Raw genomic sequence first — 25,890 nt, forward strand, 5'->3', positions numbered from 1 at the left:
GCTTCCCGCTAAGGAGAATGACTTGAAAACATTGATTTAAATTTTTGACTGCCAACCCGAAGGCTAAGCAGTTTCGATTAACTCAACACCTGTGAGTGTCCACACAGATTTCTTGTTTTACCTTGTTAAAGAGCAACTCAACCTCATAAGAGAAGGTGAGTACCACACTGAGCGCCGAACGCTTCCAGTTGGCTAGGGCTGCGTATTCTACGCATTTCCCGTTTCGCGTCAAGGAGTATTTTCAACTTCTTGCTGCGCTTGAATTAAGTGCTTAAAAGCGACTCAATTCAACCTAACTCGTCAGCCTGCTTTCGCTGTCTGCCGTGTCAGTGGATGCGCATTATAGGCAGCAGAGAATTTTGTGCAACCCCTATTTTAAGGAAATTTGCAGTTAATTCTAATTATCTAATCTAGCCACAAGATACACACCACTTACCCCCAAAGTTATCCACAATTCAGCCAAGACTGCGCCTTTGTTTCGCATTATGTATAGCCAAAAGCCATTAGATGATTTGTTGGTAGTTATAAAAATAGAAGACTTTCGTCTTTTAAAATGAAGATTAAATGGGGCTAAGCGCGAGATTGACCGACGGAACGGCTTAAATGGATTTGTTTTAATGGCGACAACACGTGACCATTAGTAAGTAGCGAGTTTGTGATGTAAGGCCTAAAGCATGACTATGATAGGGTTCATTGGTGCATATAGATGTAGAAATAAAACAAACCCACAAAAAAGCCAGCTTACGCTGGCTTTTTACATCAAGTTACCTTAACGGCAATCGATTACACGGCAGTCTGGAAGATCACTTCCGATGCTTTTTTTGTGTAAGACTCGATTTGATCGAAGTTCAAGTAACGGTATGTGTCAGCTGCAGTTGCGTCTAACTCTTTAGCGTATTCTTGATATTCTTCAGGTGACGGTAGACGACCTAACAGTGCAGCAACCGCAGCCAGTTCAGCAGAGGCTAAGTAAACGTTAGCACCTGTACCTAAACGGTTAGGGAAGTTACGGGTAGAAGTCGATACCACAGTTGAACCTTCAGCTACACGTGCTTGGTTACCCATACACAGTGAACAACCTGGGATCTCGATGCGCGCGCCTACACGACCAAAAATCGCGTAGTAGCCTTCTTCAGTCAGCTGATCTCTATCCATCTTAGTCGGTGGTGCAATCCACAGACGTGTTGGCAGGGTTTTAGCAAACTTGTCTAGCATCTTACCGGTTGCGCGGAAGTGACCGATGTTGGTCATACAAGAACCTACGAACACTTCATCAATCTTAGTTTGCGCAACAGATGACAGTAAAACGGCATCATCAGGATCGTTTGGCGCACACAGGATTGGCTCTTTGATGTCATTTAGGTCGATTTCGATTACTGCAGCGTACTCAGCATCTTTATCGGCGCTCATCAGCTCAGGATTGGCTAACCACTCTTGCATGCCTTTGATACGACGTTCAATCGTACGACGATCGCCATAACCTTCAGCGATCATCCACTTGAGCATGATGATGTTGGAGTTCAGGTATTCAATGATAGGTTCTTTGTCTAACTTGATGGTACAACCGGCAGCAGAGCGCTCAGCTGAAGCATCAGACAGTTCGAAAGCTTGTTCAACTTTCAGTGATTCTAAGCCTTCGATTTCCAGTACGCGACCAGAGAAGATGTTTACTTTACCTTTCTTCTCAACGGTCAGCATGCCCAGTTCAATGGCTTTTAATGGGATAGCATGAACCAGATCACGCAGTGTGATACCCGGTTGCATTTTGCCCTTGAAGCGCACTAATACGGATTCAGGCATGTCGAGTGGCATAACGCCAGTCGCAGCAGCAAACGCTACTAAGCCAGAACCCGCTGGGAATGAAATACCAATTGGGAAACGCGTATGTGAGTCACCACCCGTACCAACGGTATCTGGCAGCAGCATACGGTTTAACCATGAGTGGATAACACCATCACCTGGACGCAGTGATACACCGCCGCGATTCATGATGAAATCTGGCAGAGTATGATGTGTGTTCACATCAACTGGCTTTGGATAAGCCGCAGTGTGACAGAATGACTGCATAGTCAAATCAGCACTAAAACCTAAACAAGCTAAATCTTTCAGCTCATCACGGGTCATAGGACCAGTGGTATCTTGTGAACCGACAGACGTCATCTTAGGTTCGCAGTATTGACCAGGACGCACACCCGCTACGCCACAAGCTTTACCGACCATCTTCTGCGCAAGCGTATAACCTTTACCGGTATCAGCGACATCTTGAGAACGTACAAAGACGTCAGATAACCCTAAGCCTAATACGTCACGGGCTTTGTCAGTTAAACCACGACCGATGATCAATGGAATACGACCACCAGCACGAACTTCGTCTAACAAGACTTCCGTTTTTAAGCTGAATTCTGAAATCACTTCGTCGCTATCGTGACGCTTAACCACACCGGCGTATGGGTAGATGTCAATCACATCGCCCATTTCCATCTTGTTTACGTCAAGCTCGATTGGCAGTGCGCCCGCATCTTCCATAGTGTTGAAGAAAATCGGTGCAATTTTACCGCCAAGGCAGAAACCGCCAGCGCGCTTGTTAGGTACGAATGGAATATCATCGCCCATAAACCACAGTACTGAGTTAGTCGCAGATTTACGTGATGAACCCGTACCCACAACGTCACCCACATATACTAATGGATGTCCTTGTGCTTTTAATGCTTCGATTTTTTTCACTGGGCCAACGGCACCAGCAACATCAGGCTCGATACCATCACGGGCGTTTTTCAGCATAGCTAACGCGTGCAATGGGATATCAGGACGTGACCATGCATCTGGTGCAGGTGACAAGTCATCGGTGTTGGTTTCACCAGAAACTTTAAATACTGTCAGAGTGACTTTGTCAGCCAGTTTTGGACGGCTTAAATACCAATCTGCATTCGCCCACGCTTCAACCACTTGCTTCGCAAACTCATTGCCCGCTTCCATCTTCTCAACCACATCGTGGAAAGAATCAAACATCAGCAGAGTATGAGATAGCGCTTTAACGGCTAAAGGTGCTAACGCTGGGTTATCCAGCTGTGCGATCAGAGGTTCGATGTTGTAGCCGCCTTGCATTGTGCCTAACAACTCAGTAGCACGCTCAGCAGACAGAATCGGTGATTTTTCAGTGCCTTTGGCAACCGCATCTAAAAAAGCAGCTTTAACATAAGCAGCTTCATCAACACCTGGGGGAATTCGATTTTCAAGCAGGTCGAGAACGAAAGCCTCTTCACCTGCGGGTGGGTTTTGAACTAACTTAACCAGTTCAGCCACTTGATGTGCATCTAATGGCTTAGGGACTACGCCCTCTGCAGCACGTTCTGCGACGTGTTTACGATATGCTTCTAGCACGGCAACATTCCTCTTTGTTTGGCGCTCTAACAACGAAACTGCACGTCTTCTTAATTGAAGCTGACAGTCCGACATGATCGACCCGTATTTCCGGCCTGCAGTATACTACAGCTTTGCAAAAGTATGAATCAGGTCACACTCGGCAAAAAGCGAAATAAGGACTAAATCCGGCGGCGAATGCCAACTTACGGGAAGATTAAAACAAGTGAAATTAGACAATAGTTTGAAAACAGACAAAAAACCATACACTACAAATAGTTAACAATGTTTCATTAATTTTAAATCGAACAAGCAATTTTCCGCGCCCCAGAGCAAATAGGTATAAATTTTTCTCATCTTGCTGCATTTTGGCTTTTAAGATGCAGTGCGAGAACTTACACTCAGGCTTAATTTACTGCATATCTCAGTTATTTCCTTAGTCCATCGGAGTACCAATGACATCCCTTAGCATTCAAGCCGTTATTTTTGATATGGATGGCGTTTTAATCGATTCAGAACCCCTATGGCAGCGAGTCGAGTATGAAGTGTTATCCGCACTCGGCGTGCCAGTGACGATAGAAACGATTCAACAAACCACGGGCTTACGCATCGATCAATGCGTCGATTATTGGTACCACAAGGCACCTTGGCCACACTATGATAATGCCAAGGTCAGCCAAACGATTGTTGATAAAGTTGCAAATGAAATTCTGGTTAGCGGCGAAGCTATGCTGGGCGTCCACGAAGCGATTGATCACTGCCAAGCGCTTGGCCTTAAAATCGGCTTAGCGACCTCGTCGTTCTACACTATTATTGAGGCAGTTCTTTCTAAGCTAGGACTCAGTGATAAATTTATGGCAGTACAATCGGCCGAGGGACTCACCTATGGCAAACCCCACCCAGAAGTTTATTTGAATTGCGCTAAGGCGTTAGATGTTGATCCCCGTTGTTGTCTTGCCATCGAAGATTCCTTTAACGGCTTAATTGCCGCAAGAGCAGCCAACATGCAAACGGTCGCGATCCCTGCGCCAGAACAAAGAGGCGATGCTAAGTGGATTATCGCCCATCATCAGGCCGAGAGTTTGTTGGCATTAACAACAATTTTGGCAAAATAACGTCACAACACACCGAGTTTCTGCAGGGCGGATAAGCTTAGTCTTTGCCCTACGGATAAATGACAGAATGGTGTATGCACCAGAAGGAATTCAATGTGAAATACCTGTCCTTAATACTGCCCATAGGCTTAATACTCATGTCCACCAGTTTACCCGCTAGCGCAGGTGAGACCATGCACTGTAAACAACAAGTGATCAATACGGGCGATACTTTAACGACTGTGCAGGATAAATGCGGCTCGCCCAGCGATATTCGAGAATACAGTCTGCCCGCAACTTATCTCAACGCTAACGGAGACAGGGTGATCGATCCCAGCAAGTTGCCAACTGAGTATCAAGAATGGACCTATGATTTTGGACCAACACGCTTAATGCGTCGCCTGTATGCCACAGATAATAAAGTCACAAAAATTGAATCCTTAGGTTACGGACATTAATCGGCAGCATCCTAGATTATCGTCATCAATAAAAAAGCCAGACATTGTCTGGCTTTTTTATTTCAATCTGCTGAATGTATTACCAAATTTTCACACGTTCATCTGGTGTTAAATACATTTTATCGCCTTCTTTCATATCGAAGGCCTTATAGAAGGCTTCCACGTTACGTGGCGTACCCATGGCACGATAATGGCTCGGTGAATGCGGATCTGTCAGCAAACGACGGCTCAGCTCTTCATCACGGTAATTACGGCGCCATACTTGCGACCAACCCACAAAGAAGCGTTGCTCACCCGTTAAACCATCGAGCACAGGCGCTGGTTTGCCGTTAAGGCTCATCAAATACGAACGTGCCGCTACGGTTAAACCACCTAAGTCGCCGATGTTTTCCCCTAAGGTCAAATCACCATTAACAAACTTGCCGGGCATTGCCTCATAACCTGAGTATTGGGCAGACAACTGCTTACCGCGTTTTTGGAACTCTTCTCTGTCTTTATCTGACCACCAATCACGTAGGTTGCCATCACCATCGTATTTAGCGCCTTGGTCATCAAAACCATGGCTAATTTCATGGCCGATCACAGCACCTATACCACCGTAGTTAACGGCATCATCGGCATCCATATTAAAGAATGGCGGTTGCAGAATCGCAGCAGGGAACACAATTTCGTTTTTCACTGGGCTGTAGTAAGCATTCACCGTTTGTGGTGTCATGCCCCATTCGGTACGATCAATTGGCTTGCCTAGCTTGTTGATCATGTCTTGATATTCAAACTGAGCGTAACGCATGTAGTTACCCACTAACTCGTCAGCCTTGATATCTAAACCTGAGTAATCTTTCCATTTATCTGGATAGCCAATTTTGTAGGTAAATTTAGCCAGTTTTTCTTGGGCGGCGACTTTGGTTTCTGGCGTCATCCACTCAAGTTCATTAATGCTGACTTCAAAACCTTTGATCAAGTTTTTGATCATGGTTTCCATGCGCGCTTTAGCTTCTGGCTTGAAGTATTGCTTAACGTACTCTTCACCCACTAACTCACCAATCACTTGGTCGGCGCCATCAACCGCTTTTTTCCAGCGTGGCTGCTGCTCTTCGATACCCATTAAGGTTTTGCTCTTAAAGGCGAAGTTCAAATCAACAAAGTTTTTACTCAGTAACTCGGCGTAGCTATCCACTAAGTGGAACGCCAGATAATCCTGCCAAGCCGATACTGGGAATGTCTCGAAACTGGCGCCGAGTTTTTCAAAATAAGAGGGCTGACGCACGATCACTTCAGTCACTTTATCGCCTAAGCCAGCACTCGCAGCAAAGGCATTAAAATCGAATTGACCGGTTAACTTTTGCAGTTCAGCACGATCTAACTTGTTGTATGCCTTGTTGGCATCACGGGATTCGACTCGGCTCCACTGACTTTTGGCGATCATCATTTCGATGTCGGCGACGTTTTTAGCCGCGCGTTTAGCGTCCTTGTAACCCGCTTCGGTCAGTATTTCTGTCACATACTTGGCCATGGCTTGGCGATTAGCGGCAAACTTAGGATCATCTTTTAGGTAATAATCGCGGTCAGGCAACGTAAGGCCCGACTGGCTTAAATACACCGCATACTGAGTTGAGTTTTTAGCGTCATTATTGACGTAAAAACCAAAAGGAATACCAGAACCCGTCGTCAGTAATTTACCCATCACAGCGGGTAAGTCAGCGTGCGTTTTTGCGGCAGCGATATCGGCCAGCAATGGCTTAAGCGGAGTAACACCTAATGTTTCAAGCAAATCGGTATTCATAAAGCTAGCATTGAAATCACCGATTTTCTGTTCATTAGAGCCTGCAGCAGGATTCTTTTTAGCGGCCGCTTCGTCGATAATTTTCTTCAATGCATCTTGGCTTTGGTCGTACAACACAGAAAACGCGCCATAGTTAGATTTGTCAGCTGGAATAGGCGTATTTGCCAACCATTTTCCATTAACGCTGTAATAGAAATCATCTTGATGGCGAACTGAGGCATCAAAGTTTTGCAATTCAATGCCAGACACCGCGACGGCTTCAGTTTTAGGCTCAGTACTACAAGCCGCTAAACCTAAACTCAAGGCGATACTCAGTGCCAGTGTGCTTATCTTCTTCATTGTTTTCCCCAGCTTCCGTTGAGAGTTATTATTTTTCCCGCAAAACCTTAGCATCTTGGCACGCCTCACAGTAGTAAGATTTTGTAAAAGGATATGACACTTTAGCGACACTCTTAGCTATTTCGGCAAGCTAACTTCCATAGGGATGACGCTTATAGTTTTTCCATCGACCAAAAAGTAAGGGCACAACCTCAGTCATGCCCTTAAGTTCTTTACACAAATCTCAAACTAGAAGTTTTTACCCACAAATAAATAGAAAGACTTATCGCCAAGATCTGTGATCCCAAAACCAAGTGCTGCGGGTCCCATGGAAGTATCTGTACCGATATAAAGACTCGATGCATAAATCAGATCGGTCAGGGTGACGTCAGTACGCTCGTCCCAGACATTTCCCGCCTCTAAGCTCCAACCTAGGTATAGAGGATAATCTGTCATGCCTAGGGCATCACGCCCGAGATCATATTGATAAATAAAGGCCCCAAACACTTTATGTGCGCCCATAATTGAGTCTTTATGGTAACCAGATAGGTTTAAGAATCCTCCCAGCTCAGATAAATGCAGCGTATTGACCCCATCATTATTGTTAGTAGCAATTGATGCCTTACCAACAAAAGCGTGGTTACCGACACTCAAGGCACCTTTCCAGTCGGCCTCTATTTGCACGCTAAATTGGTTTTGATTATCGTCGATACTGTCATTGAAATCTTCATTGCGCACGTAGACGTTTAAGGTTACGCGATTACCTGATGTTGGAAAGCTAATGCTATCTAAGCTATCGTAACCGAACCTAAAGTAAGCACCATAGGAACTAAAATCTAAGTCCTGCGTTAGCCAAACATCATTGACTATCGACCCCTTCTCTGCGACTAAGCCTAACTCAATCATCCCTTGTAAGGTGTAGTTATAACCTATGCCTAATTCAATAGTATGGGTTTTCTTGTCGAAGGTTAAGATACGACTGTTATTATCGTATAAGTCCCAATCACGGGTATCGTATTGATAGCGGGCACGGCTAAAAAACTGTTGGTCCCTGTCTAAAGGCTGATAAAACTCAGTTGCAAACAACTTTTCAATGCCGAGTTTGACCTCATTGCGCCACTCTCCACCATTAAAGGTCAAATCGGTCATGGTATAAGCCATGTCAAAACTGATGGCAGATTCTGAATTAAAGTCATCCTCCCAATTAAAGCCCAGTTGGAAATAATTCGGCCCCCAAGACTTAGCCTTAGTAGTGACAGTGAGTATGCGGCCATCCTCACCTTCTACAAATTCAGCATCGACACGCTCAAATTTATTGAGAGAGTAAATACGCTTTAACGCCTCATTAAGCTCGTCTTTAGATACAGCTTGCCCAGGTTTAATATTCAAGGTTTCCGTCAAGAGATTCAAACTCACCTTAGATTGGTTTTCAAATACGATTTCATTAATGGGATGACGTACATCCGCCATTAATAATTTACCTTTGGCTTTTTTAGCCTCGACGTAGGCGGCATATTCCTCAGGGCTCACGCTCATACTGCTCAACTTATAAAGCTGACCATTAGCGGCTTCTTTTCCAAGGGTTAATGCCAGCGGCATAATAGTGAAATCAGTGGTGCTGAGGGCGTCAATCGCGGGTCGAATCAATACATCTTTATCTGTCAGCAGCTCCTTTTGCTTGGCGGTGCTGGCATTGGTCAGGAAATTAGACAGTTGATCCAGTACCGCAATGGTACTGTCTAATTTATCTTTTTTGACCAGAGGCGAGCCAATATCGACGGCAATAATGATATCGGCGCCCATGGCTTTAACCACATCGACGGGCATGTTATTGGCAATACCACCATCGACCAATAACTTGCCTTCAATTTGTGCAGGCTGAAGTGCACCAGGCACAGTTGCAGACGCTTGCATAGCTTTAACCATACTGCCATGACTAATCACCACAGGTAAGCTAGTTTCTAAGTCGGTTGCAACCGCTCGGTAGGGAATGGCTAAATCATCAAAATGACCAAATTGCTGTACCAGATCTGTCGACTGACGTAAAAGTTGTGACATAGTCTGTCCACGTAGCAGACCACTTGGAGCCCTCACTTGGCCCTCGTTATAGCCAATGTTTAACGGAATATTGTAACGGTCGCGTAACTGTTTATCCCTGTAACTCAAAATATTGCGCGGTATGGTGTCCGAGTAGCCACTGTCCCAGTTGACCCCCATCATGATAGCTTCAACTTCACTCGCACTGTAACCCAGTGAATACATGCCAGCGACATAGGCACCTATGCTGGTGCCCGCGATATAATCGACTGGGATGTTATGTTCTTCTAATATTTTGAGCACGCCCACGTGAGCGGCGCCTTTAGCACCACCACCACTGAGTACGACACCAATTTTAAGGCGCTCTGCAGCCAAAGACGGGGTAACACACAAACACAAAATAATAGAAGCGAGTAGTTGACGCATCATGTGAGGCTACTTTTTATGGGATAAAAATCCGAGTTATATTAACAAACTTATCGATTTAACCGTCAGTCATATTTTATCTGGACCGACTAGTGATAAGTTTGTGTACTCTTTATACAAACAGATGAAGTTTAATTGAATAAACCGCTAAACAAAATATCCATCACCACTGAAGACGATAACGTTTACATCTCAAGCTCATTGGCTTATATCGTGCAGACGATTGCCCATCAGCTGTACAAATATTAAGTATTCGCGAGCCAATAATAGACTATGTTTCTAGCTTAATGATCAATAGAGACGATTTTGTTATCTGTCTCTAAATAGCGCTCAAAATCATCAACGCACATAGGCTTAGCAAAATAATACCCTTGAATAATATAACAGCCACGGCTAAAGACTTGCTCTAACTGCTCAACCGTCTCAATCCCTTCAGCAACCACATTTAATTTAAGGTTACGGGCTAATTCAATAATACTGCTCACAATCGCCTGATCTGCGGTATTAGTGGCGATATCAATCAAAAAGGAGCGATCAATTTTTAGAGTATTGACCTCAAAATTACGCAAATAAGCCAGTGAAGAATACCCAGTACCAAAGTCATCGATGGCAACCTCGATCCCCAAAGATTTCAATCGAGTAAGATGGTCTTTAGCGACATGCAACTCCTTCATCAATACGCCTTCGGTGATTTCTAATCCTAAAGATGCAGTTGGCATTTGGGTTTCTTGTAAAATTCTTTGAATATCTTCAATAAAATCTGGCTGCCTAAAATGCACCGCCGAAATATTAACCGACAACTTAAAGCCCGAGCCATAGCGCTTAGTCCAATTGGCCCCCTGCACACAGGCTTGTCTTAATACCCAGCGGTCAATATCAACAATTAAACCGCAAGCCTCAGCAACTTTAATGAAAATATCGGGGCGAATAAACCCGTCTTGCGGATGTTTCCAGCGAATTAATGCCTCCATACCTATGAGCTTATCGTTACGTAAAATATCAATTTGCGGCTGATAATAAAGCTCGAACTCTTGTCGTTCTATGGCTTTGCGTAAATCGGCCTCAAGCCGTAAATGATAGAGGGCTTGAGCATTACGCTCCGAGGAATAATATTGAAAATTCCCTCGCCCTTCTTCTTTGGCATGGTACATAGCAAGATCGGCATTCTTGATAAAAGCCTCAGGCTGCACCGCATCGTCGGGCCAAATACTGATGCCTATGCTGGTCGAAATATAAAATTCCCGACCATATAACTTAAAAGGCGCGACAATTTGCTCCAACAGGCGCTCGGCGACATGGTTAATATCGTCAATGCTGTTTGCATTGCGGAGTAAAATCACAAATTCATCGCCACCAAAACGACAGAGTAAATGCTCGCTGGAAATACAAGATTGCAGTCGGCTTGATGCTTCGACCAGCAGTGCATCGCCCATGCTATGACCATAGGAATCATTAACATGCTTAAATCTATCGAGATCTAAAAACAATAGCGCCAGTTTCTCACCTGTTTGTTGCGCAGCTTGAATCGACTGTAATAAACGGCTAGAAAATAAGGAGCGATTTGGCAAGCCAGTAAGTACATCGTAATTAGCCAAACGGCGTAAATCGGCTTCAGTACGTTTACGCTCAGTGATATCCGAGAATACCACCACATAGTGGGTTACTTTCCCGTTAATGCTTTGCATCACCGACACGTTTAGCCACACAGGACAGAGTTGCTGATTGGCACGGATTAACTCCCGCTCTCCGGTCCAAGACTGACTATCACGGAGAAGTTGCTTAATCTCCGATGCTAATCCGTCATTCATCTGTACGAATTGTGCAAATGGTTGCCCAACTAAGTCGTCAGAATCTATACCAATAATTTGTTGCGCAGCGTAATTCGCAACGCGAATACCGCCTTCGACATCTAAAATCAACACACCTTCAGAGGTATTGCCAAACGCTTTCGCCAATAAATTAATTTCATCTTCTAGCTGGCGTTGCACAGTAATATCGCTATAAATACCCGCGACCCGTTCAATTTCATTTGAGTGCTTATTGCGAGCAACTGGCCGACCTCTAACCCTCAGCCATCCCCAATTACCGTCCTTACGCTGATAGCGATATTCGGCCTCGAATCGGTCAATTTCACCCGCCATCATGTTATCCCACTGAGCGAGAGCTTTCTCCCTATCCTGCGGATGCACAGGCAAATCCTCTAAGCTCACCACAATCTCATTGGCATGCGTACCAAGCACCGAACCGCGATTATCAAGGTGAAATGCCTGAGTATTTTTATGCCACTCCCAGAGATCTGAGTCACTGCCGCGCAAAGACTGCCTTAACCTGTCCTCACTCTCCGTTAATGCCAGATTCATCTGCTTAAATGTATTGATCTGTCGTTGTCGGTACCAAGCAAGACTTAAAGCAATAATAGAAAATAACAACAGCAAAATACCTTTAAAACCTTGGGATAACCACCAATGCTGCTCAACATAAAAAGGGTAAGAAAACGGCTTATCTGACCATATCCCATTAACTTGACTCAAAATATCTAGCACATAGCCACCCGCAGCTAATCCTGCGAGGTTGATCTGAGATTCCCCCTGCAACAAGACGTAATGGCTATCTTCATCCTGAAAACGTAATCGGTATTTAAATTGAATTGGCGAATCATCGAGATAATCTAAGTTAGTGATTTGAAAACTCACCATATTCGCATCGGGTTTGATGGTCATCAGGTTACGCGGCAACAAGGATACTTCTGTCGTGTTGTTATAGTACACAGAGACAGATTCAAGCATCACATGGTCATCGGTTATACGGTTGACCAGTCTATTGACATTGAGTCGCATCACACCTTCAGGTGTTCCTAAGTAAAAGCCTGTTTTTGGTGAATAAAAATAAGCGCCCTCGTTCATTTCATCGGAAATCAAACCATCGAGTTGATTAAACATAGCGATATTGCCTGTTTGAATATCCTGACGAATCAAAGAATCAGCACAACCCACAAGATTTGACTTAGGGGTCTTTTGAATAAAAAATACTGAACTACAATTTAATTGCCATTCGGAAGTCAGTGAAACTAACGATTCCGTCTGCTGCTGATATTCAAACAAACCTTTTTCATAGGAACCAAACCAGATAATTCCCGGGGACATTTCTTCAATATGGCTAATCGTTGGTTGTGCCGCAAAAGCATTAAATAAGTGCCGTTGATCATGAAACTCGTTTTGACTGTCTATGTAACCAAAGACTTTTTTACCGCCAACCCAAAGACGACCGTCAGAGGTACGATAAATCGTGCGGATCACTGGCCGCTTGGGGCCATCAAATTCGTTCGATGACTTATCAATATCAAATGGCTGGGGCTCATAGAGTCCCATTTCCCAAAAATAGAGTCCCGTGGTAGTCGCAATCCAGACGCGTCCTTTCAGTTTGGGATCCCGATAAGTTTTATATATGAGCTTATTTTTAAAGTCATCCTGACCGTGAGTCCATTTAGAAAAACTGCTTCCTTGCAAGGTCTCTTTATCAATAACAAAAAGACCACTGGTTGTTGAGATCAGTAAATAATGGTCCTCAAACTCACTAATATCATAAATACTTTCGTGGGGATTAAACCCCTCAATCGGAATGTTAACCGCTTTTTTACTGCCCTTAGCAACAAAATCTAAACTAGAAGAACCGAGCCAAACCCCTTCATCACTGGCATGTACAGACCAAGTCATGGCATCGCTCAGCTGATAGGGTTCATCTGCCGTATAAGTATCAAGAATGAAATCAGGCGGTGACGCTAACAATGCCAATCCATCACCAGAGCCTCCAACCCACATCAAGCCTGCATCATCAAACAACATGGCTTTCAGCGTTTCCATGTTGGCCTCAGCCTTCAACTCTTGCTGATAGTTCTCAATCAATCGCGTCTCAGGCGACCATTTTAACAAGCCAATACGACTGGCAAACCACAAATACCCTTTAGCATCTTCAATGATCGCAGTGCTCCAATCGGGTAATTCTGGCACAGGTGTAATTTGATGAGCGATTTGATCTAATTGATAAACACCACGCCCTGTCGCAATCCAGATCCTATGTTGAGTATCCTCCAACATATCGAGAATACTGCCCATAGATTCGGTCCAAGGGTATTGAAACAGCCGTTCGCCCTTGTTGTCGAGGAGCTCTAGTTGCAACTGCCCCGCAACCAACATGTGTCCATTGGGCATAAGCAATAACTTGCGCCAAGGAAGGTCGCGATTAACAGCTAATTGAGTAATAAGGCGCAGTTCAGACTTTGAAGGGGAAAACTCATAGATCTGACCATTATCAATTAATAATCGCCATGTTTTGCTATTCTTGCGGGCTGCCGATATCAGCGCACCACCTGGAAACTGCGGGAATAGATAGGGAGAGCCAAACGCGGTAAATTGATTTTGTACTATATCGTAAAGGTAAATCGCGGCATTGGTACTGACCAATAACTTGTCTCGGTCGATGTTCACCACTGTCGTTAAAAAGTCATCCGCAAGCCGTGATTCCGTGCCAATTTTATCAATGCGCCGCACCTTAGAATTACTGACCCGATACAAGCCCTGCTCAGTCGCTGCCCATACAAAACCATAGTCATCTAAGGCTAAACCTCGGATGCTGGTGACAGCTAAACCGTCTCTATCGGTAAAAACACGCTGCACAAAGCCGCCCGCCCAAGCCGAATGGACGCTAATCAGCGAAAGGATGAAACATGTCAGAATTGTTCTAATTATTTTTGTTTGCATGTGACAACTTACTTCATACATATACCCAAACCACCTCAAAATGCAGAATTCAGCGGGAATTTAACGCACTTTAGGCAAGACGGCTATTTGCAGGCCTAGTGGGCTAAGTCAAAAATGGCCAACACCGCATAAAGTGCGTTAAAACCCGCCGGGACGGAGCACCCAGGGCACTCCACTTCCGTGTTGCATCAATTCAAAAGGTGGCCACATTTTTTCACTGATGCGCCTTGAATTGAAGCACCCTGGGCGCTCTGAAACTCGTATTTTGAGGTCGCTTGGGTATAGCTGTACTGTAACAGCTCAATCCCTTCAATTCATCCGCTTGTTTACATAAAAGTTACAAAAAAATACAGGCAATAAAAAAGCGCTCAAGTGAGCGCTTTTTTAATCGACAGCTAAATTACTTTTTCTTTGCTTTTGGGTTTGGCAAATCAGTAATAGAACCTTCGTACATTTCAGCCGCTAAGCCTACTGATTCGTGCAGTGTTGGGTGAGCGTGAATGGTTAATGCTAAATCTTCAGCATCACAACCCATTTCAATCGCTAGACCGATTTCGCCCAACAGCTCGCCGCCGTTAACACCCACAATAGCACCACCGATCACGCGGTGAGTGTCTTTGTCGAAAATCAGCTTAGTCATACCTTCAGAACAATCTGACGCAATCGCACGACCACTTGCAGCCCATGGGAAAGTTGCGGTTTCGTAAGCAATACCTTGCTCTTTCGCTTCTTTCTCAGTCAGACCAACCCAAGCTACTTCAGGGTCAGTGTAAGCAATTGATGGGATGACTTTTGGATCGAAGTAGTGCTTCATGCCAGCGATAACTTCAGCCGCTACATGGCCTTCGTGCACGCCTTTGTGAGCCAACATTGGTTGACCAACGATGTCGCCGATAGCATAAATGTGCGGTACGTTAGTACGCAGTTGCTTATCAACCTTGATAAAGCCACGCTCATCAACGTTAACACCTGCTTTTTCAGCATCTAACGACTTGCCATTAGGTGCACGGCCAATAGCCACTAATACGGCATCGTAACGAACAGCTTCAGTTGGCGCGCTCTTACCTTCCATAGAAACATAAATACCGTCTTCACGGGCTTCGACCGCTGTGACTTTAGTTTCAAGGATCAGGTTGAACTTCTTCTTGATTTGCTTAGTAAATACGCGAACCACATCTTTATCAGCCGCAGGGATCACTTGGTCGAACATCTCAACCACGTCGATTTGGCTACCTAAAGAAGCGTACACAGTACCCATTTCTAGACCGATAATACCGCCACCCATCACTAACAACTTGCCTGGAACTTCTTTCAGTTCTAATGCGTCAGTCGAATCCCAAATACGTGGATCTTCATGCGGAATAAATGGCAGTTTGATTGGACGAGAACCCGCAGCAATGATCGCTTGCTCGAAAGTCACTTTAGTCACAGTGCCATCTTCAGCAGTCACTTCTAGCGTGTTAGGGCCAGTGAATTTACCAAAACCGTTAACCACGTTAACTTTACGCATTTTGGACATGCCGCCCAATCCGCCAGTTAATTGGCCAATGACTTTTTCTTTAAAGCCACGTAACTTATCTAAATCGATAGTTGGCTCGCCGAAGACCACACCGTGAGCGGCAACCGCTTTGGCTTCTTCGATAACTTTAGCAACGTGCAGTAAGGCTTTAGATGGGATACAACCCACGTTAAGACACACGCCACCTAAAGTGCTAAAACGTTCAACTATGATGGTTTCCAGACCTAAGTCAGCAGCACGGAAAGCCGCAGAATAACCTGCAGGACCTGCACCTAATACCACTACCTGAGTTTTGATTTCGTTACTCATGTTTTCCTCTAATTCTCATTCAATCCGTTGGAGGAGCTATCCTGCCAACCGAAAATGCGCCAGCGCGTAAGGTGGGCGCATTTTAACCTGTGTTTGATACTGATCACAATAAACAAAAGGCTGCTCAAGATGAGCAGCCTTATATGCTTACAGAACCAAAGTACGAATATCGGACAGAATTCCTGACAGCGTCACACTAAAACGTGCAGCCATGGCACCATCGATCACGCGGTGATCGTATGACAGTGACAGCGGCAACATCAATTTAGGTTCGAACTCTTTACCATTCCACTTAGGCTTAATTTCAGATTTAGACACACCTAAAATCGCCACGTCTGGGTAGTTCACGATAGGCGTAAACGCCGTACCGCCAATACCACCTAAACTTGAAATGGTGAAACAGCTACCTTGCATATCAGCAGATTTCAGCTTGCCATCACGGGCACGGATAGAGATATCAGCCAGTTCACGAGATAACTCGATAATGCCTTTCTTATCCACGTCACGCACGACTGGCACAACCAAACCGTTTGGCGTATCAACCGCCACACCGATGTGGAAATACTTTTTCTGGATCAGTGATTCGCCATCAGAGCTTAAGCTCGAGTTGAACACAGGGAACTGTTGCAACGTTTTAGCCACAGCTTTCAGCATAAACACTAAAGGCGTGATCTTGTAATCGGCTTTTTTCTTCGCCGCTACATCGTTTTGCTGCTTGCGGAACTCTTCCATTTCAGTGATATCAGCTTCATCGAACTGAGTCACGTGAGGGATAGTCACCCAGTTGCGGTGTAAGTTAGGGCCAGAAATCTTCTGGATACGGCTTAATGGAATCTCTTCCACTTCACCAAACTTACTGAAATCAACTTTAGGTGCTGCAATCACTTGCAGACCGCCGCCATTACCTGAACCAACAGAAGTTGCAGCAGTCGCTTTCGGACGCGACAGTTCGTATTTAACATACGCCTGTACGTCTTCTTTCATGATGCGACCTTTACGGCCAGAACCTGTCACTTGGGTCAAGTCGACACCAAACTCACGGGCTAAACGACGTACAGCAGGAGACGCATGTACCGCACCAGTAGACACAGGTGTACCTGCGCTTGGGTGATGGGGTACTGGTGGACGGCTTGCAGGTGCAGCAACGGGTGCCGCGCTCACTGGAGCAGGAGCCGCCGCTTGTGCAGCAGGTGCTGGAGCACTTGCTGTTGCAACAGAAGTCGTCTCAATCGTCGCAATGACGCTACCTTGCGAAACCTTGTCACCCACTTTAACAGTCAAAGACAGCAGTTTACCGGCGAATGGCGCAGGCACTTCCATGGTGGCTTTGTCAGTTTCAAGCGTAATCAAACCTTGGTCGGCAGTGATTTCATCACCGACAGAGACGAGCACTTCGATCACATCGACATTGCTGGCATCGCCAATATCCGGCACTTGAATTTCTTTTACCGCAACCACACTTGCCGCTGGTGCAGCAGGTGCTGCGGCCACTGGCGCTACCGTAGCGGCAGGAGCAGCTTGGGCAGCAACAGTTGGCGCGGCTGCAGGTGCAGCGCCGCCCACTTCAAGCATGATGACTAAAGAGCCTTGCGACACTTTATCGCCAACCGCAACTTTAACGTCTTTAACCACACCCGCGAAAGGTGATGGCACGTCCATCGTCGCTTTGTCTGTTTCTAGGGTAATTAAACCGCTATCAACTTCAATCTTGTCACCGACAGCAACCAGGACTTCGATAACCGATACATCAGTGTCGCCACCGATATCTGGTACTGTCACTTCAACCACTTTGGTTGCGCCCGTCGCAGGAGCAGCAGCCACAGGGGCAGGAGCCGCTTGAACTGGTGCAGATGCTGGTGCCGCCTGAGCGGGTGCTGCAACTGGAGCCGGAGCGGCTGCTGCCGCGCCCGCCGCTTGCATCATAGCAATCAAAGTACCTTCAGATACTTTATCGCCCACAGCCACTTTCAATTCGGCTAAAACACCGGCGAAAGGCGCTGGAATATCCATAGTCGCCTTGTCGCTTTCGACGGTAAGAATCGATTCTTCTGCAGCTAAGGTATCACCCACAGCCACACAAATTTCGATCACTTGCACTTCATCGCCGCCGATATCAGGAACAAAAACTTCTTTTAATTCAGCCATTTTCATTGCCTCTTACGCGTACTGTGGATTGATCTTGTCAGCGTCGATACCATATTCTTTAATGGCTTTTGCTAACACATCGACAGGCAGCTCTTTGCGATCAACCAGTGATTTCAGTGCCGCAATAACGATGAACTTAGCGTCCACTTCGAAGTGGTGACGCAGATTCTCGCGGCTGTCTGAACGACCGAAACCGTCAGTACCTAACACTTTGTAATCGGTAGGAATATAAGCACGTAACTGTTCGCCGTAAATCTTCATATAGTCAGTCGCGACGATTGCAGGTGCATCACTTGAAATCACTTGGCTGATATAGGCTTGTTTTGGCGTTTCGGTTGGGTGCAGCATGTTCCAACGTTCAGCGGCTTGACCATCGCGAGTCAATTCGTTAAAGCTGGTCACACTGAATACGTCAGCAGTAATACCAAAGTCTTTCGCCAGTGCTTGCGCCGCTTTACGAGTTTGTTCAAGGATAGTGCCACAGCTCATTAACTGAACTTTGCCTTTACCTGAACCCGCAACCGTTTCTAACTTGTAGATACCTTTCACTATGCCCACTTCCGCACCTTCTGGCATGGCTGGTTGCTCATAGTTTTCGTTCATTGTGGTCAAGTAGTAGAAGATATCTTCTTGATTTTCGCCGTACATACGACGGATACCATCTTGTACCACAACGGCGATTTCGTAGCCGTAGGTTGGATCGTAAGTAATACAGTTAGGGATAGTGTTCGCCAATACGTGGCTATGACCATCTTGATGCTGTAAACCTTCGCCGTTAAGCGTTGTACGACCTGAAGTACCACCGACTAAGAAACCACGAGCACGCATATCACCCGCTGCCCAAGCCATGTCACCAATACGTTGGAAACCGAACATTGAGTAGTAGATGTAGAACGGGATCATAGGTGTATCGTTGACTGAGTAGCTCGTCGCTGCTGATACCCATGAAGACATAGCGCCGAGTTCGTTAATCCCTTCTTGCAATACTTGGCCGGTTTTATCTTCACGGTAGTAAGCAACTTGGTCAGAATCCTGCGGAATATATTTTTGGCCTTCGTGAGCATAAATACCCACTTGACGGAACAAACCTTCCATACCGAAAGTACGAGCTTCGTCAGGAATAATTGGCACAATATTTTTGCCAATTTTCTTGTCTTTCAGCAGGGCTGTCAGAACACGAACGAATGCCATAGTCGATGAAATTTCACGGCCGTTAGAGCCCTGTAAAATCGAATCGAAAATCTTCAGTGACGGCACTTCCATCTCTTCAGTGAACTTTTGACGACGTTGTGGCACGCTACCATGCAGCGCTTCACGACGGCTCATCATGTACTTCACTTCTTCAGAATCTGGACCTGGGTGATAGAAAGGCAGATCTTCTAACTGGTCATCTGGGATCGGAATATTGAAACGATCGCGGAAGTAACGGATAGACTCGATACCCATTTTCTTCACGTTGTGAGCGATGTTTTTACCTTCACCCGCATCACCTAAGCCATAACCTTTTACAGTTTTAGCTAAAATCACCGTTGGGCGACCTTTGGTTTTTTGTGCGTGATCTAAGGCAGCGTACACTTTCACTGGATCATGACCGCCACGGTTTAAGCGCCAAATGTCATCATCTGACATGTTAGCAACCATTTCGGCCGTTTCAGGATACTTACCAAAGAAGTGTTCGCGAGTATAAGCGCCACCTTTGGCTTTACAGTTTTGGTATTCACCGTCAACGGTTTCTTCCATTAACTGCAGTAACTTACCGCTTGTATCACGGGCCAATAATGGATCCCAGTAACGACCCCAAATCACTTTGACCACTTCCCAGCCTGCGCCGCGGAATTCGCCTTCAAGTTCTTGGATGATCTTACCGTTACCACGTACAGGGCCATCAAGACGCTGTAAGTTACAGTTAACGATGAAGACTAAGTTATCTAATTCTTCACGGGCCGCTAAACCAATCGCACCTAAGGCTTCTGGCTCGTCACACTCACCGTCACCTAAGAAACAGTAAACGGTTTGTGCTGAACAATCTTTCAGACCACGGTCAGTCAGATATTTCAGGAAACGCGCCTGATAAATCGCTTGGATAGGGCCTAAGCCCATAGAAACTGTTGGGAATTGCCAGTAATCCGGCATCAGTTTTGGATGTGGGTATGAAGACAGACCCTTGCCATCCACTTCTTGACGGAAGTTAGCCAGTTGGTCTTCGCTTAAACGACCTTCTAAGAATGAACGCGCATAAATACCAGGAGCAATATGGCCTTGGAAATACACTAAATCGCCACCGTCTTTTTCATTGGGTGCGCGGAAGAAGTGGTTAAAACATACGTCATAAATAGTCGCGCTTGAGGCGAAGCTTGAAATATGGCCGCCTAATTCTAAATCTTTCTTAGAACCACGAAGCACCATAGCTAAAGCGTTCCAACGGATGATGGCGCGAATGCGACGTTCCATCTCTTGGTTGCCAGGCATGTGCGGCTCTTGACCCGCAGGGATAGTGTTCAGGTAAGCCGTTGTGGCGTTATAAGGCAAGTGAGTGCCATTACGACGCGCTTTATCGATCAGCTTTTCTAGTAAAAAATGCGCGCGCTCTGGGCCTTCCTGTTCCAACACGGCTTGCAGGGCATCAACCCATTCCTGAGTCTCTAACGGATCTACGTCTTGTAGCATATCTTCAGACATGACACTGTCCTTCTCTATATACATGATAATGAATGGTGTTTGCGGCATATTCCGATTTAGCTGGCAGCTAAATCACAGAACTTAAGCGCCACTCTTTAAACGGCGCAAGCTTCGCTGCAACCGGCTATCTTCTTCCCGCACAGATAACATCACCTCTTCGATGTAACTTAAGTGTTCATTCGAGGCTTCTCTGGCGGCGTCGGGATCACGACGAACGATGGCAGCGAGCAAGGCCCGTCTGTGATCGTTAGCCATAGTAGAAGCTTCTTCGCGGCGGCTTAAAAGCTCCAGGTTTTGCGCCACATTTTGATGCAGCACAGGGGTTAAACTAAGAACGAGGTGTAACATAGCCACGTTATGTGACGCTTCCGCCACAGCACGATAAAAACGCACAATCGCAGCAGCTTTTTGTTCGATATCGGTGGCGGCTTCCACCTCGAGGATCATACGCTTGATATTTTGCATATCGGCGTCGGTACCACGCAGGGCCGCAAAATAGGCCATCATGCCTTCGGTGGCATGGCGGAACTCCAGTAAGTCGTACTGACTCTCTGGATCTGAATTCATCAGTTCAACAATAGGATCGGCAAGGGTCTGCCAGAGTTGTTCTTTGACATAAGTACCACCGCCTTGGCGGCGCATTAACAGTCCTTTTGCCTCAAGCTTTTGAATAGCTTCACGCAAAGAAGGTCGAGACACTTCAAACTGGATCGCCAGTTCGCGTTCAGGCGGTAACTTCTGACCGGGCTGTAAACTCCCCTCTAAGATCATTTGCTCTAATTGCGCCATGATCACGTCAGAAATTTTTGGCTGATTAATTTTACTATAGGCCATCAGGCGCTCAGCTCCGTTGTAAATTGGTCTTACCAATTTTTTTGAGTGAGCGCACTTTATCAAATCAGCGTTTTGATGTCCAGATTGAAGATCACTCCTTAAAAGCGATCTCGATCAAAAGCACCCACGAAGAGAGAGCATAGCGGAAAAAAATGTTTATGGGGTCAGACCATTTGACAAAAGCACGGGCTTCGCACTACTAGGCGCTGCAAAAAGCGCAGCGGATAGATTCTAGGCTCTAGACGAGAAGGAGCACTGCGACGCCCTAGCAGCGAAGCGTTTTCGATTCTAGCAGCGAAGCATCCTTCTTTTAGCTCACCAATCCAAAAATGGTCAGTAATGAAAGTATTGCAACAATAAGTGTAAAGTTACGTTTACTGAGCACTAATAATGCTAAGGTTGATTGTACACATATAGGTGCACTTGCGACCTCTGGTAAAGGTTGTGCCGCTAATGCCGTTTCAGCCACCACAGTACGAGCGCTCACATTCAAGGTCAACCCATTACGGCGCCACGCCGCTAAACCTTCACTAAATTGACCACTTAAGGCATAACCAAAGGCGAAAATCCGGCTCGGTAACCAATCCAGTAGCGTAATCACTTCGTTGACTAAGGGTAGCTCTAGGGATTTACGGGCATTCTCTTCGGCATAAAAACGTACCGTGCAATACAGTACCGCACCGACTGGACCTAAAAAAATGAAAAACAACGCCACGGCACCATAATAACGATAGTTAATCCAAGCAACACTTTGACCCACTTTGGCACCAAGGTCTTTCTCGGATACAGCATCTAAACACTCGCTACAATCGAGTTCGGCGGCATAATGGTAACAAGCTTGGACATCTGAGCGACAAGCCGCTTGCATATACTTTTTGAAAATATCACGCTGTTTCTGATGGTTAAAACAAACCACTGCCACAACAATCCATAGGGCTAAACTTAATAAGCCCCAAAACATTCCCGCCACTAACCAAGATAAAACATATACCAACAAGGCTGGTAGCACTAACGCCAACGCCATCATCACGTTTGTCAGTGACGCTTTATCACCAAAAAATGTTGTCTGATAGGATTGCAGTAAACGATCAAATTGCCATGATGAAGGAAGAAATTTAAGTCGCTCCACTAAAATGGCGACCAAGAGTGAAAATAATGCCATGGGCTGTACCTCTATAATTTGTCCATAAATAGTCTAGGTTTATATGGAATACGTCTAAAATCCAAAAAGTTAAGTGATTAACTAAGAGCGCAACGCCTGAGTATATTCCTTTAACTTGCCTAAATATCCTTCCCAATCAAAACTTTGCCCTGGGTCCGTTTTCCGCATTGGCGCAATATCGCAATGACCCACAATCCGTTCAATACTCAGCAATGGATATTCTACCAGTAGGGCTTGTGTTAACTCGATGAGTGACTGATATTGCTCAGGAGTGTAAGGCTCAGTATCTGTGCCTTCCAGTTCAATACCAATGGAAAAATCATTACAATTCTCTCTCTCATCATAACGAGACACCCCAGCATGCCAAGCCCTGTCATTACAGCTTACATATTGGACACGCTCGCCATTGCGGCGGATCAAAAAGTGCGCCGACACTTGCACCCCCTGCAACGGTGCAAAGCTGGAATCGGCATTAGTATCTAAACACCCTTGAAATAATTGATCAATGTAAGGTAATCCAAAGCAGCCTGCGGGCAGACTAATATTGTGGATCACTAACAAACTCACTTCATTCAAGGGACGTTGATTAAAATGTGGCGACTCACAACGCCTCGCACTATCACACCAACCCGAATCAAACCGCATTATGAGCTTATCCTCTATGCCACATATACTGGCTTACTCTAACAGTATTCCTCCAAGCAAAGAAGAAACCCTGCGCACGGAACTTACTGACTGAGCTATCTTTTAACATTGAGATCATGGAGCAAACCATCCACTCTCAATTTAAATAAGGCTGCAGCTTACACCTTTTGCCCAATCTTCCAACCTGTTCCGTGGGACCTAAGGCCGTGGTAATCTTAACCTAAAATGCAAGTAGGCCGTAATGCAAGGACTCCGCTTATGTTAGAAAATGATATCCGCCAATCAGTAAAATCCGCCCTCAGTGAAGACTTAGGTGGCACCGAAATCAACGATCAAACCAAAGCCATCGCTTATGGCGACATCACAGCAATGTTGATCCCCGCCGATAAGTACGCTGAAGCCACTTTAATCACCCGTGAAGAAGGCGTTTTTTGTGGTAAAGCATGGGCAGAGCAGGTTTTTAACCAACTCGGTGGTGAAGTCGCACTGCATTGGCATGTGGATGATGGCGATCTAGTATTACCCAACCAGCTATTATGTGAATTATCAGGTCCTGCGCGCGCTATTCTCACTGGCGAACGCACGGCAATGAACTTTATCCAAACACTTTCTGGTGTTGCCACCTTAACCAAACATTATGTCGATAAACTGGCGGGGACTCACACTCGCTTGTTGGATACTCGTAAGACGATTCCAGGCCTACGCACGGCACAAAAATATGCCGTCACCTGCGGCGGCGGAAAAAACCATCGTATTGGTTTATATGATGCTTTTTTGATTAAAGAAAACCACATTATGGCCTGTGGTGGCATTCGCCAAGCCGTAGATACCGCCCGCAGCTTGTACCCGAATAAACCCGTTGAAGTCGAAGTGGAGTCACTCGAAGAGCTCGCCTTAGCACTCGACTCTGGCACAGATATCATAATGTTAGATAACTTCGACATCACTAAGATGGTCGAAGCGGTTGAAATGAACAATCAATATAAAGCTAAAGGCGCCGGCGCTAAGCTCGAAGTCTCTGGTAATGTCACCTTAGATACCTTAGCCGAATTCGCCAAAACAGGGGTGGACTATATCTCAGTTGGCGCACTCACTAAGCATGTTCGCGCCTTAGATTTATCACTCAGATTAAAAGCTTAAAACCGCTGGATGTTAGCTGGTAGTGGAATGTTCTCGCAAAGTACCATAAGCACATTCCACTCATAAAATATTAAGGCGAAATGCATTTTTTTTGTAGGGCTCCTCCAAACCAAATGTGAAATCGTGCCAGCACTATCATACTCAGCATTCACCCTCACGATTCCCCCACCCCGTCACCATTTCATGTCACCAATTTGACAACATAGAGACACACGCCAGCGAAACAGATATTGTCAAAAAGTTGTTATAACCTAATATGTCGATAAGTTAGCCTTTTATACAAAAACAACACTTTATTAGTACTTTATACTTAATTTTTGTTTCCTTTTACCTAACTTTGTACTAACTTTTACCAAGGCGAGATGGCCGTTTGGTCAACCTCACCTAAGGTCAGCACTGGGATTCTTTTTAAAATTGCCTAGTTCACGTTTTTTGAGAGGCATATTTTTGAAAACGTTAGCCTAAGGTGCGGTTGCCGAAACAATTTATTCAAACAAGCGCTAACCCAGCATTAACTCAGTACTAACTTAGTGCTAATTTAGTAAAGCTAGCTTGGATAAATCAGCATGAGTCATTACACATGGGTCATTCAAGATCATCGGTGTACTGTTAATGTTACATAGATCATATAAATGATTTTATTGACATAAATGAGTAATAAAGTTTGATGAGATAACACAATTTATAGAGTAAAACAGCGGTTAGGTTAAACACTCTATTCAACCACAGTAAGTCACTAAATAGTTAGCTGGAGAGAAAAATGAAGGCCATGAATTTAAACACAGCATTAAATAAAAAAGCTCAGGGTTTTACTCTGATCGAACTGATGATCGTAGTAGCCATTATCGGTATTTTGGCTGCGATCGCATTACCAGCGTATAAAGATTACGTCGTTACTGCTGGAGGAGGTTCATCTATGAAAGCAGTAAGCTCAATGACTTCAACTGCTGCAGCATGTGTTACTTCTGATATTGGTTGTCCAACAGTTGCAACCAATATGACTGCTATGGGTTTAACAGGAACAGTGGCTTACGGCGTTGATTCTGACGTAGTTTATACAGGTAGTAAATGTGTTGTAACTGCAGATATCAAGGATGATGGTAGTGTTAGCTATTCTGCTGCAGGTGTTGAATCTACAGATGACGCACTATGTAAAAAAGGTGCTGGTATAGGTAGTTAATAATATTTCATATACTCAAGCCCCTTTCTGGGGCTTTTTTATTT

General features: G+C 45.3%; 14 protein-coding genes. 4 read left to right on the forward strand and 10 right to left on the reverse strand.

The window, feature by feature from the left end; genetic code table 11:
* Nucleotides 1-783: 783 nt before the first annotated feature.
* Complete coding sequence (gene acnB / locus KO531_RS18190) at nucleotides 784-3,381, reverse strand: bifunctional aconitate hydratase 2/2-methylisocitrate dehydratase (RefSeq protein WP_173247838.1); 2,598 nt, start codon at nucleotides 3,379-3,381, stop codon at nucleotides 784-786.
* Nucleotides 3,382-3,815: 434 nt separating this feature from the next.
* Here acnB and hxpB point away from each other — a divergent pair, with 434 nt between their 5' ends.
* Both hxpB and KO531_RS18200 read left to right on the forward strand, forming a co-directional pair.
* Nucleotides 3,816-4,475 carry a hexitol phosphatase HxpB gene (gene hxpB / locus KO531_RS18195; RefSeq protein WP_113940780.1) on the forward strand — a complete coding sequence of 220 codons (660 nt, stop codon included), beginning with the start codon at nucleotides 3,816-3,818 and terminating at the stop codon, nucleotides 4,473-4,475.
* Between the two features lie 95 nt (nucleotides 4,476-4,570).
* Nucleotides 4,571-4,912, forward strand: coding sequence for a DUF2845 domain-containing protein (locus KO531_RS18200; RefSeq protein WP_219251902.1), 342 nt, complete (start codon nucleotides 4,571-4,573; stop codon nucleotides 4,910-4,912).
* A gap of 79 nt (nucleotides 4,913-4,991) precedes the next feature.
* On the opposite strand, the gene KO531_RS18205 is transcribed toward KO531_RS18200, so the two are convergent.
* The 9 genes from KO531_RS18205 to ampD all read right to left on the reverse strand — a co-directional run bounded on the left by KO531_RS18205 (nucleotide 4,992) and on the right by ampD (nucleotide 23,526).
* Nucleotides 4,992-7,034, reverse strand: a complete 2,043-nt coding sequence (locus tag KO531_RS18205) for a M13-type metalloendopeptidase (protein WP_219251903.1) — start codon at nucleotides 7,032-7,034, stop codon at nucleotides 4,992-4,994.
* Between the two features lie 228 nt (nucleotides 7,035-7,262).
* A complete protein-coding gene (locus KO531_RS18210) occupies nucleotides 7,263-9,479 on the reverse strand; it encodes a patatin-like phospholipase family protein (RefSeq protein ID WP_219251904.1) in 2,217 nt (738 codons plus the stop codon).
* A 281-nt stretch (nucleotides 9,480-9,760) separates the two neighbouring features.
* Nucleotides 9,761-14,254 (reverse strand): EAL domain-containing protein, encoded by a 4,494-nt coding sequence (locus tag KO531_RS18215; protein ID WP_219251905.1) that lies wholly within the window; start codon nucleotides 14,252-14,254, stop codon nucleotides 9,761-9,763.
* Nucleotides 14,255-14,633: 379 nt separating this feature from the next.
* Nucleotides 14,634-16,061: a dihydrolipoyl dehydrogenase gene (gene lpdA, locus KO531_RS18220; protein WP_105250398.1), complete on the reverse strand. Its 1,428-nt coding sequence runs from the start codon at nucleotides 16,059-16,061 to the stop codon at nucleotides 14,634-14,636.
* Nucleotides 16,062-16,208: 147 nt separating this feature from the next.
* Nucleotides 16,209-18,206, reverse strand: a complete 1,998-nt coding sequence (gene aceF / locus KO531_RS18225; protein ID WP_219251906.1) for a dihydrolipoyllysine-residue acetyltransferase — start codon at nucleotides 18,204-18,206, stop codon at nucleotides 16,209-16,211.
* A gap of 12 nt (nucleotides 18,207-18,218) precedes the next feature.
* On the reverse strand, nucleotides 18,219-20,885 hold the full coding sequence (gene aceE, locus KO531_RS18230; protein WP_105250400.1) for a pyruvate dehydrogenase (acetyl-transferring), homodimeric type: 2,667 nt from the start codon (nucleotides 20,883-20,885) through the stop codon (nucleotides 18,219-18,221).
* 81 nt (nucleotides 20,886-20,966) lie between these two features.
* Nucleotides 20,967-21,719 (reverse strand): pyruvate dehydrogenase complex transcriptional repressor PdhR, encoded by a 753-nt coding sequence (gene pdhR, locus KO531_RS18235; protein WP_105250401.1) that lies wholly within the window; start codon nucleotides 21,717-21,719, stop codon nucleotides 20,967-20,969.
* A 310-nt stretch (nucleotides 21,720-22,029) separates the two neighbouring features.
* A complete protein-coding gene (ampE, locus tag KO531_RS18240) occupies nucleotides 22,030-22,881 on the reverse strand; it encodes a beta-lactamase regulator AmpE (protein WP_219251907.1) in 852 nt (283 codons plus the stop codon).
* An 81-nt stretch (nucleotides 22,882-22,962) separates the two neighbouring features.
* Complete coding sequence (ampD, locus tag KO531_RS18245) at nucleotides 22,963-23,526, reverse strand: 1,6-anhydro-N-acetylmuramyl-L-alanine amidase AmpD (protein ID WP_219251908.1); 564 nt, start codon at nucleotides 23,524-23,526, stop codon at nucleotides 22,963-22,965.
* Between the two features lie 258 nt (nucleotides 23,527-23,784).
* On the opposite strand from ampD, the gene nadC reads away from it, so the two are divergent.
* Nucleotides 23,785-24,666, forward strand: coding sequence for a carboxylating nicotinate-nucleotide diphosphorylase (gene nadC / locus KO531_RS18250; RefSeq protein ID WP_105250404.1), 882 nt, complete (start codon nucleotides 23,785-23,787; stop codon nucleotides 24,664-24,666).
* Nucleotides 24,667-25,426: 760 nt separating this feature from the next.
* Entirely contained in the window at nucleotides 25,427-25,846 is a 420-nt protein-coding gene (locus KO531_RS18255; RefSeq protein ID WP_219251909.1) for a prepilin-type N-terminal cleavage/methylation domain-containing protein, read from the forward strand.
* Nucleotides 25,847-25,890 lie beyond the last annotated feature (44 nt).

The sequence above is a fragment of the Shewanella sp. NKUCC06_TVS genome, assembly GCF_019345515.1.
Taxonomy (GTDB): Bacteria; Pseudomonadota; Gammaproteobacteria; order Enterobacterales; family Shewanellaceae; genus Shewanella; species Shewanella oncorhynchi.

Excerpts from the sequence above, each read along its gene's own strand:
- KO531_RS18215 (WP_219251905.1), bottom strand. The coding sequence starts at position 14,254 with ATGTATGAAGTAAGTTGTCACATGCAAACAAAAATAATTAGAACAATT.
- hxpB (WP_113940780.1), top strand. The coding sequence starts at position 3,816 with ATGACATCCCTTAGCATTCAAGCCGTTATTTTTGATATGGATGGCGTT.
- ampD (WP_219251908.1), bottom strand. The coding sequence starts at position 23,526 with ATGCGGTTTGATTCGGGTTGGTGTGATAGTGCGAGGCGTTGTGAGTCG.
- aceF (WP_219251906.1), bottom strand. The coding sequence starts at position 18,206 with ATGGCTGAATTAAAAGAAGTTTTTGTTCCTGATATCGGCGGCGATGAA.
- KO531_RS18210 (WP_219251904.1), bottom strand. The coding sequence starts at position 9,479 with ATGATGCGTCAACTACTCGCTTCTATTATTTTGTGTTTGTGTGTTACC.
- KO531_RS18255 (WP_219251909.1), top strand. The coding sequence starts at position 25,427 with ATGAAGGCCATGAATTTAAACACAGCATTAAATAAAAAAGCTCAGGGT.
- KO531_RS18205 (WP_219251903.1), bottom strand. The coding sequence starts at position 7,034 with ATGAAGAAGATAAGCACACTGGCACTGAGTATCGCCTTGAGTTTAGGT.
- nadC (WP_105250404.1), top strand. The coding sequence starts at position 23,785 with ATGTTAGAAAATGATATCCGCCAATCAGTAAAATCCGCCCTCAGTGAA.
- pdhR (WP_105250401.1), bottom strand. The coding sequence starts at position 21,719 with ATGGCCTATAGTAAAATTAATCAGCCAAAAATTTCTGACGTGATCATG.
- aceE (WP_105250400.1), bottom strand. The coding sequence starts at position 20,885 with ATGTCTGAAGATATGCTACAAGACGTAGATCCGTTAGAGACTCAGGAA.
- ampE (WP_219251907.1), bottom strand. The coding sequence starts at position 22,881 with ATGGCATTATTTTCACTCTTGGTCGCCATTTTAGTGGAGCGACTTAAA.
- lpdA (WP_105250398.1), bottom strand. The coding sequence starts at position 16,061 with ATGAGTAACGAAATCAAAACTCAGGTAGTGGTATTAGGTGCAGGTCCT.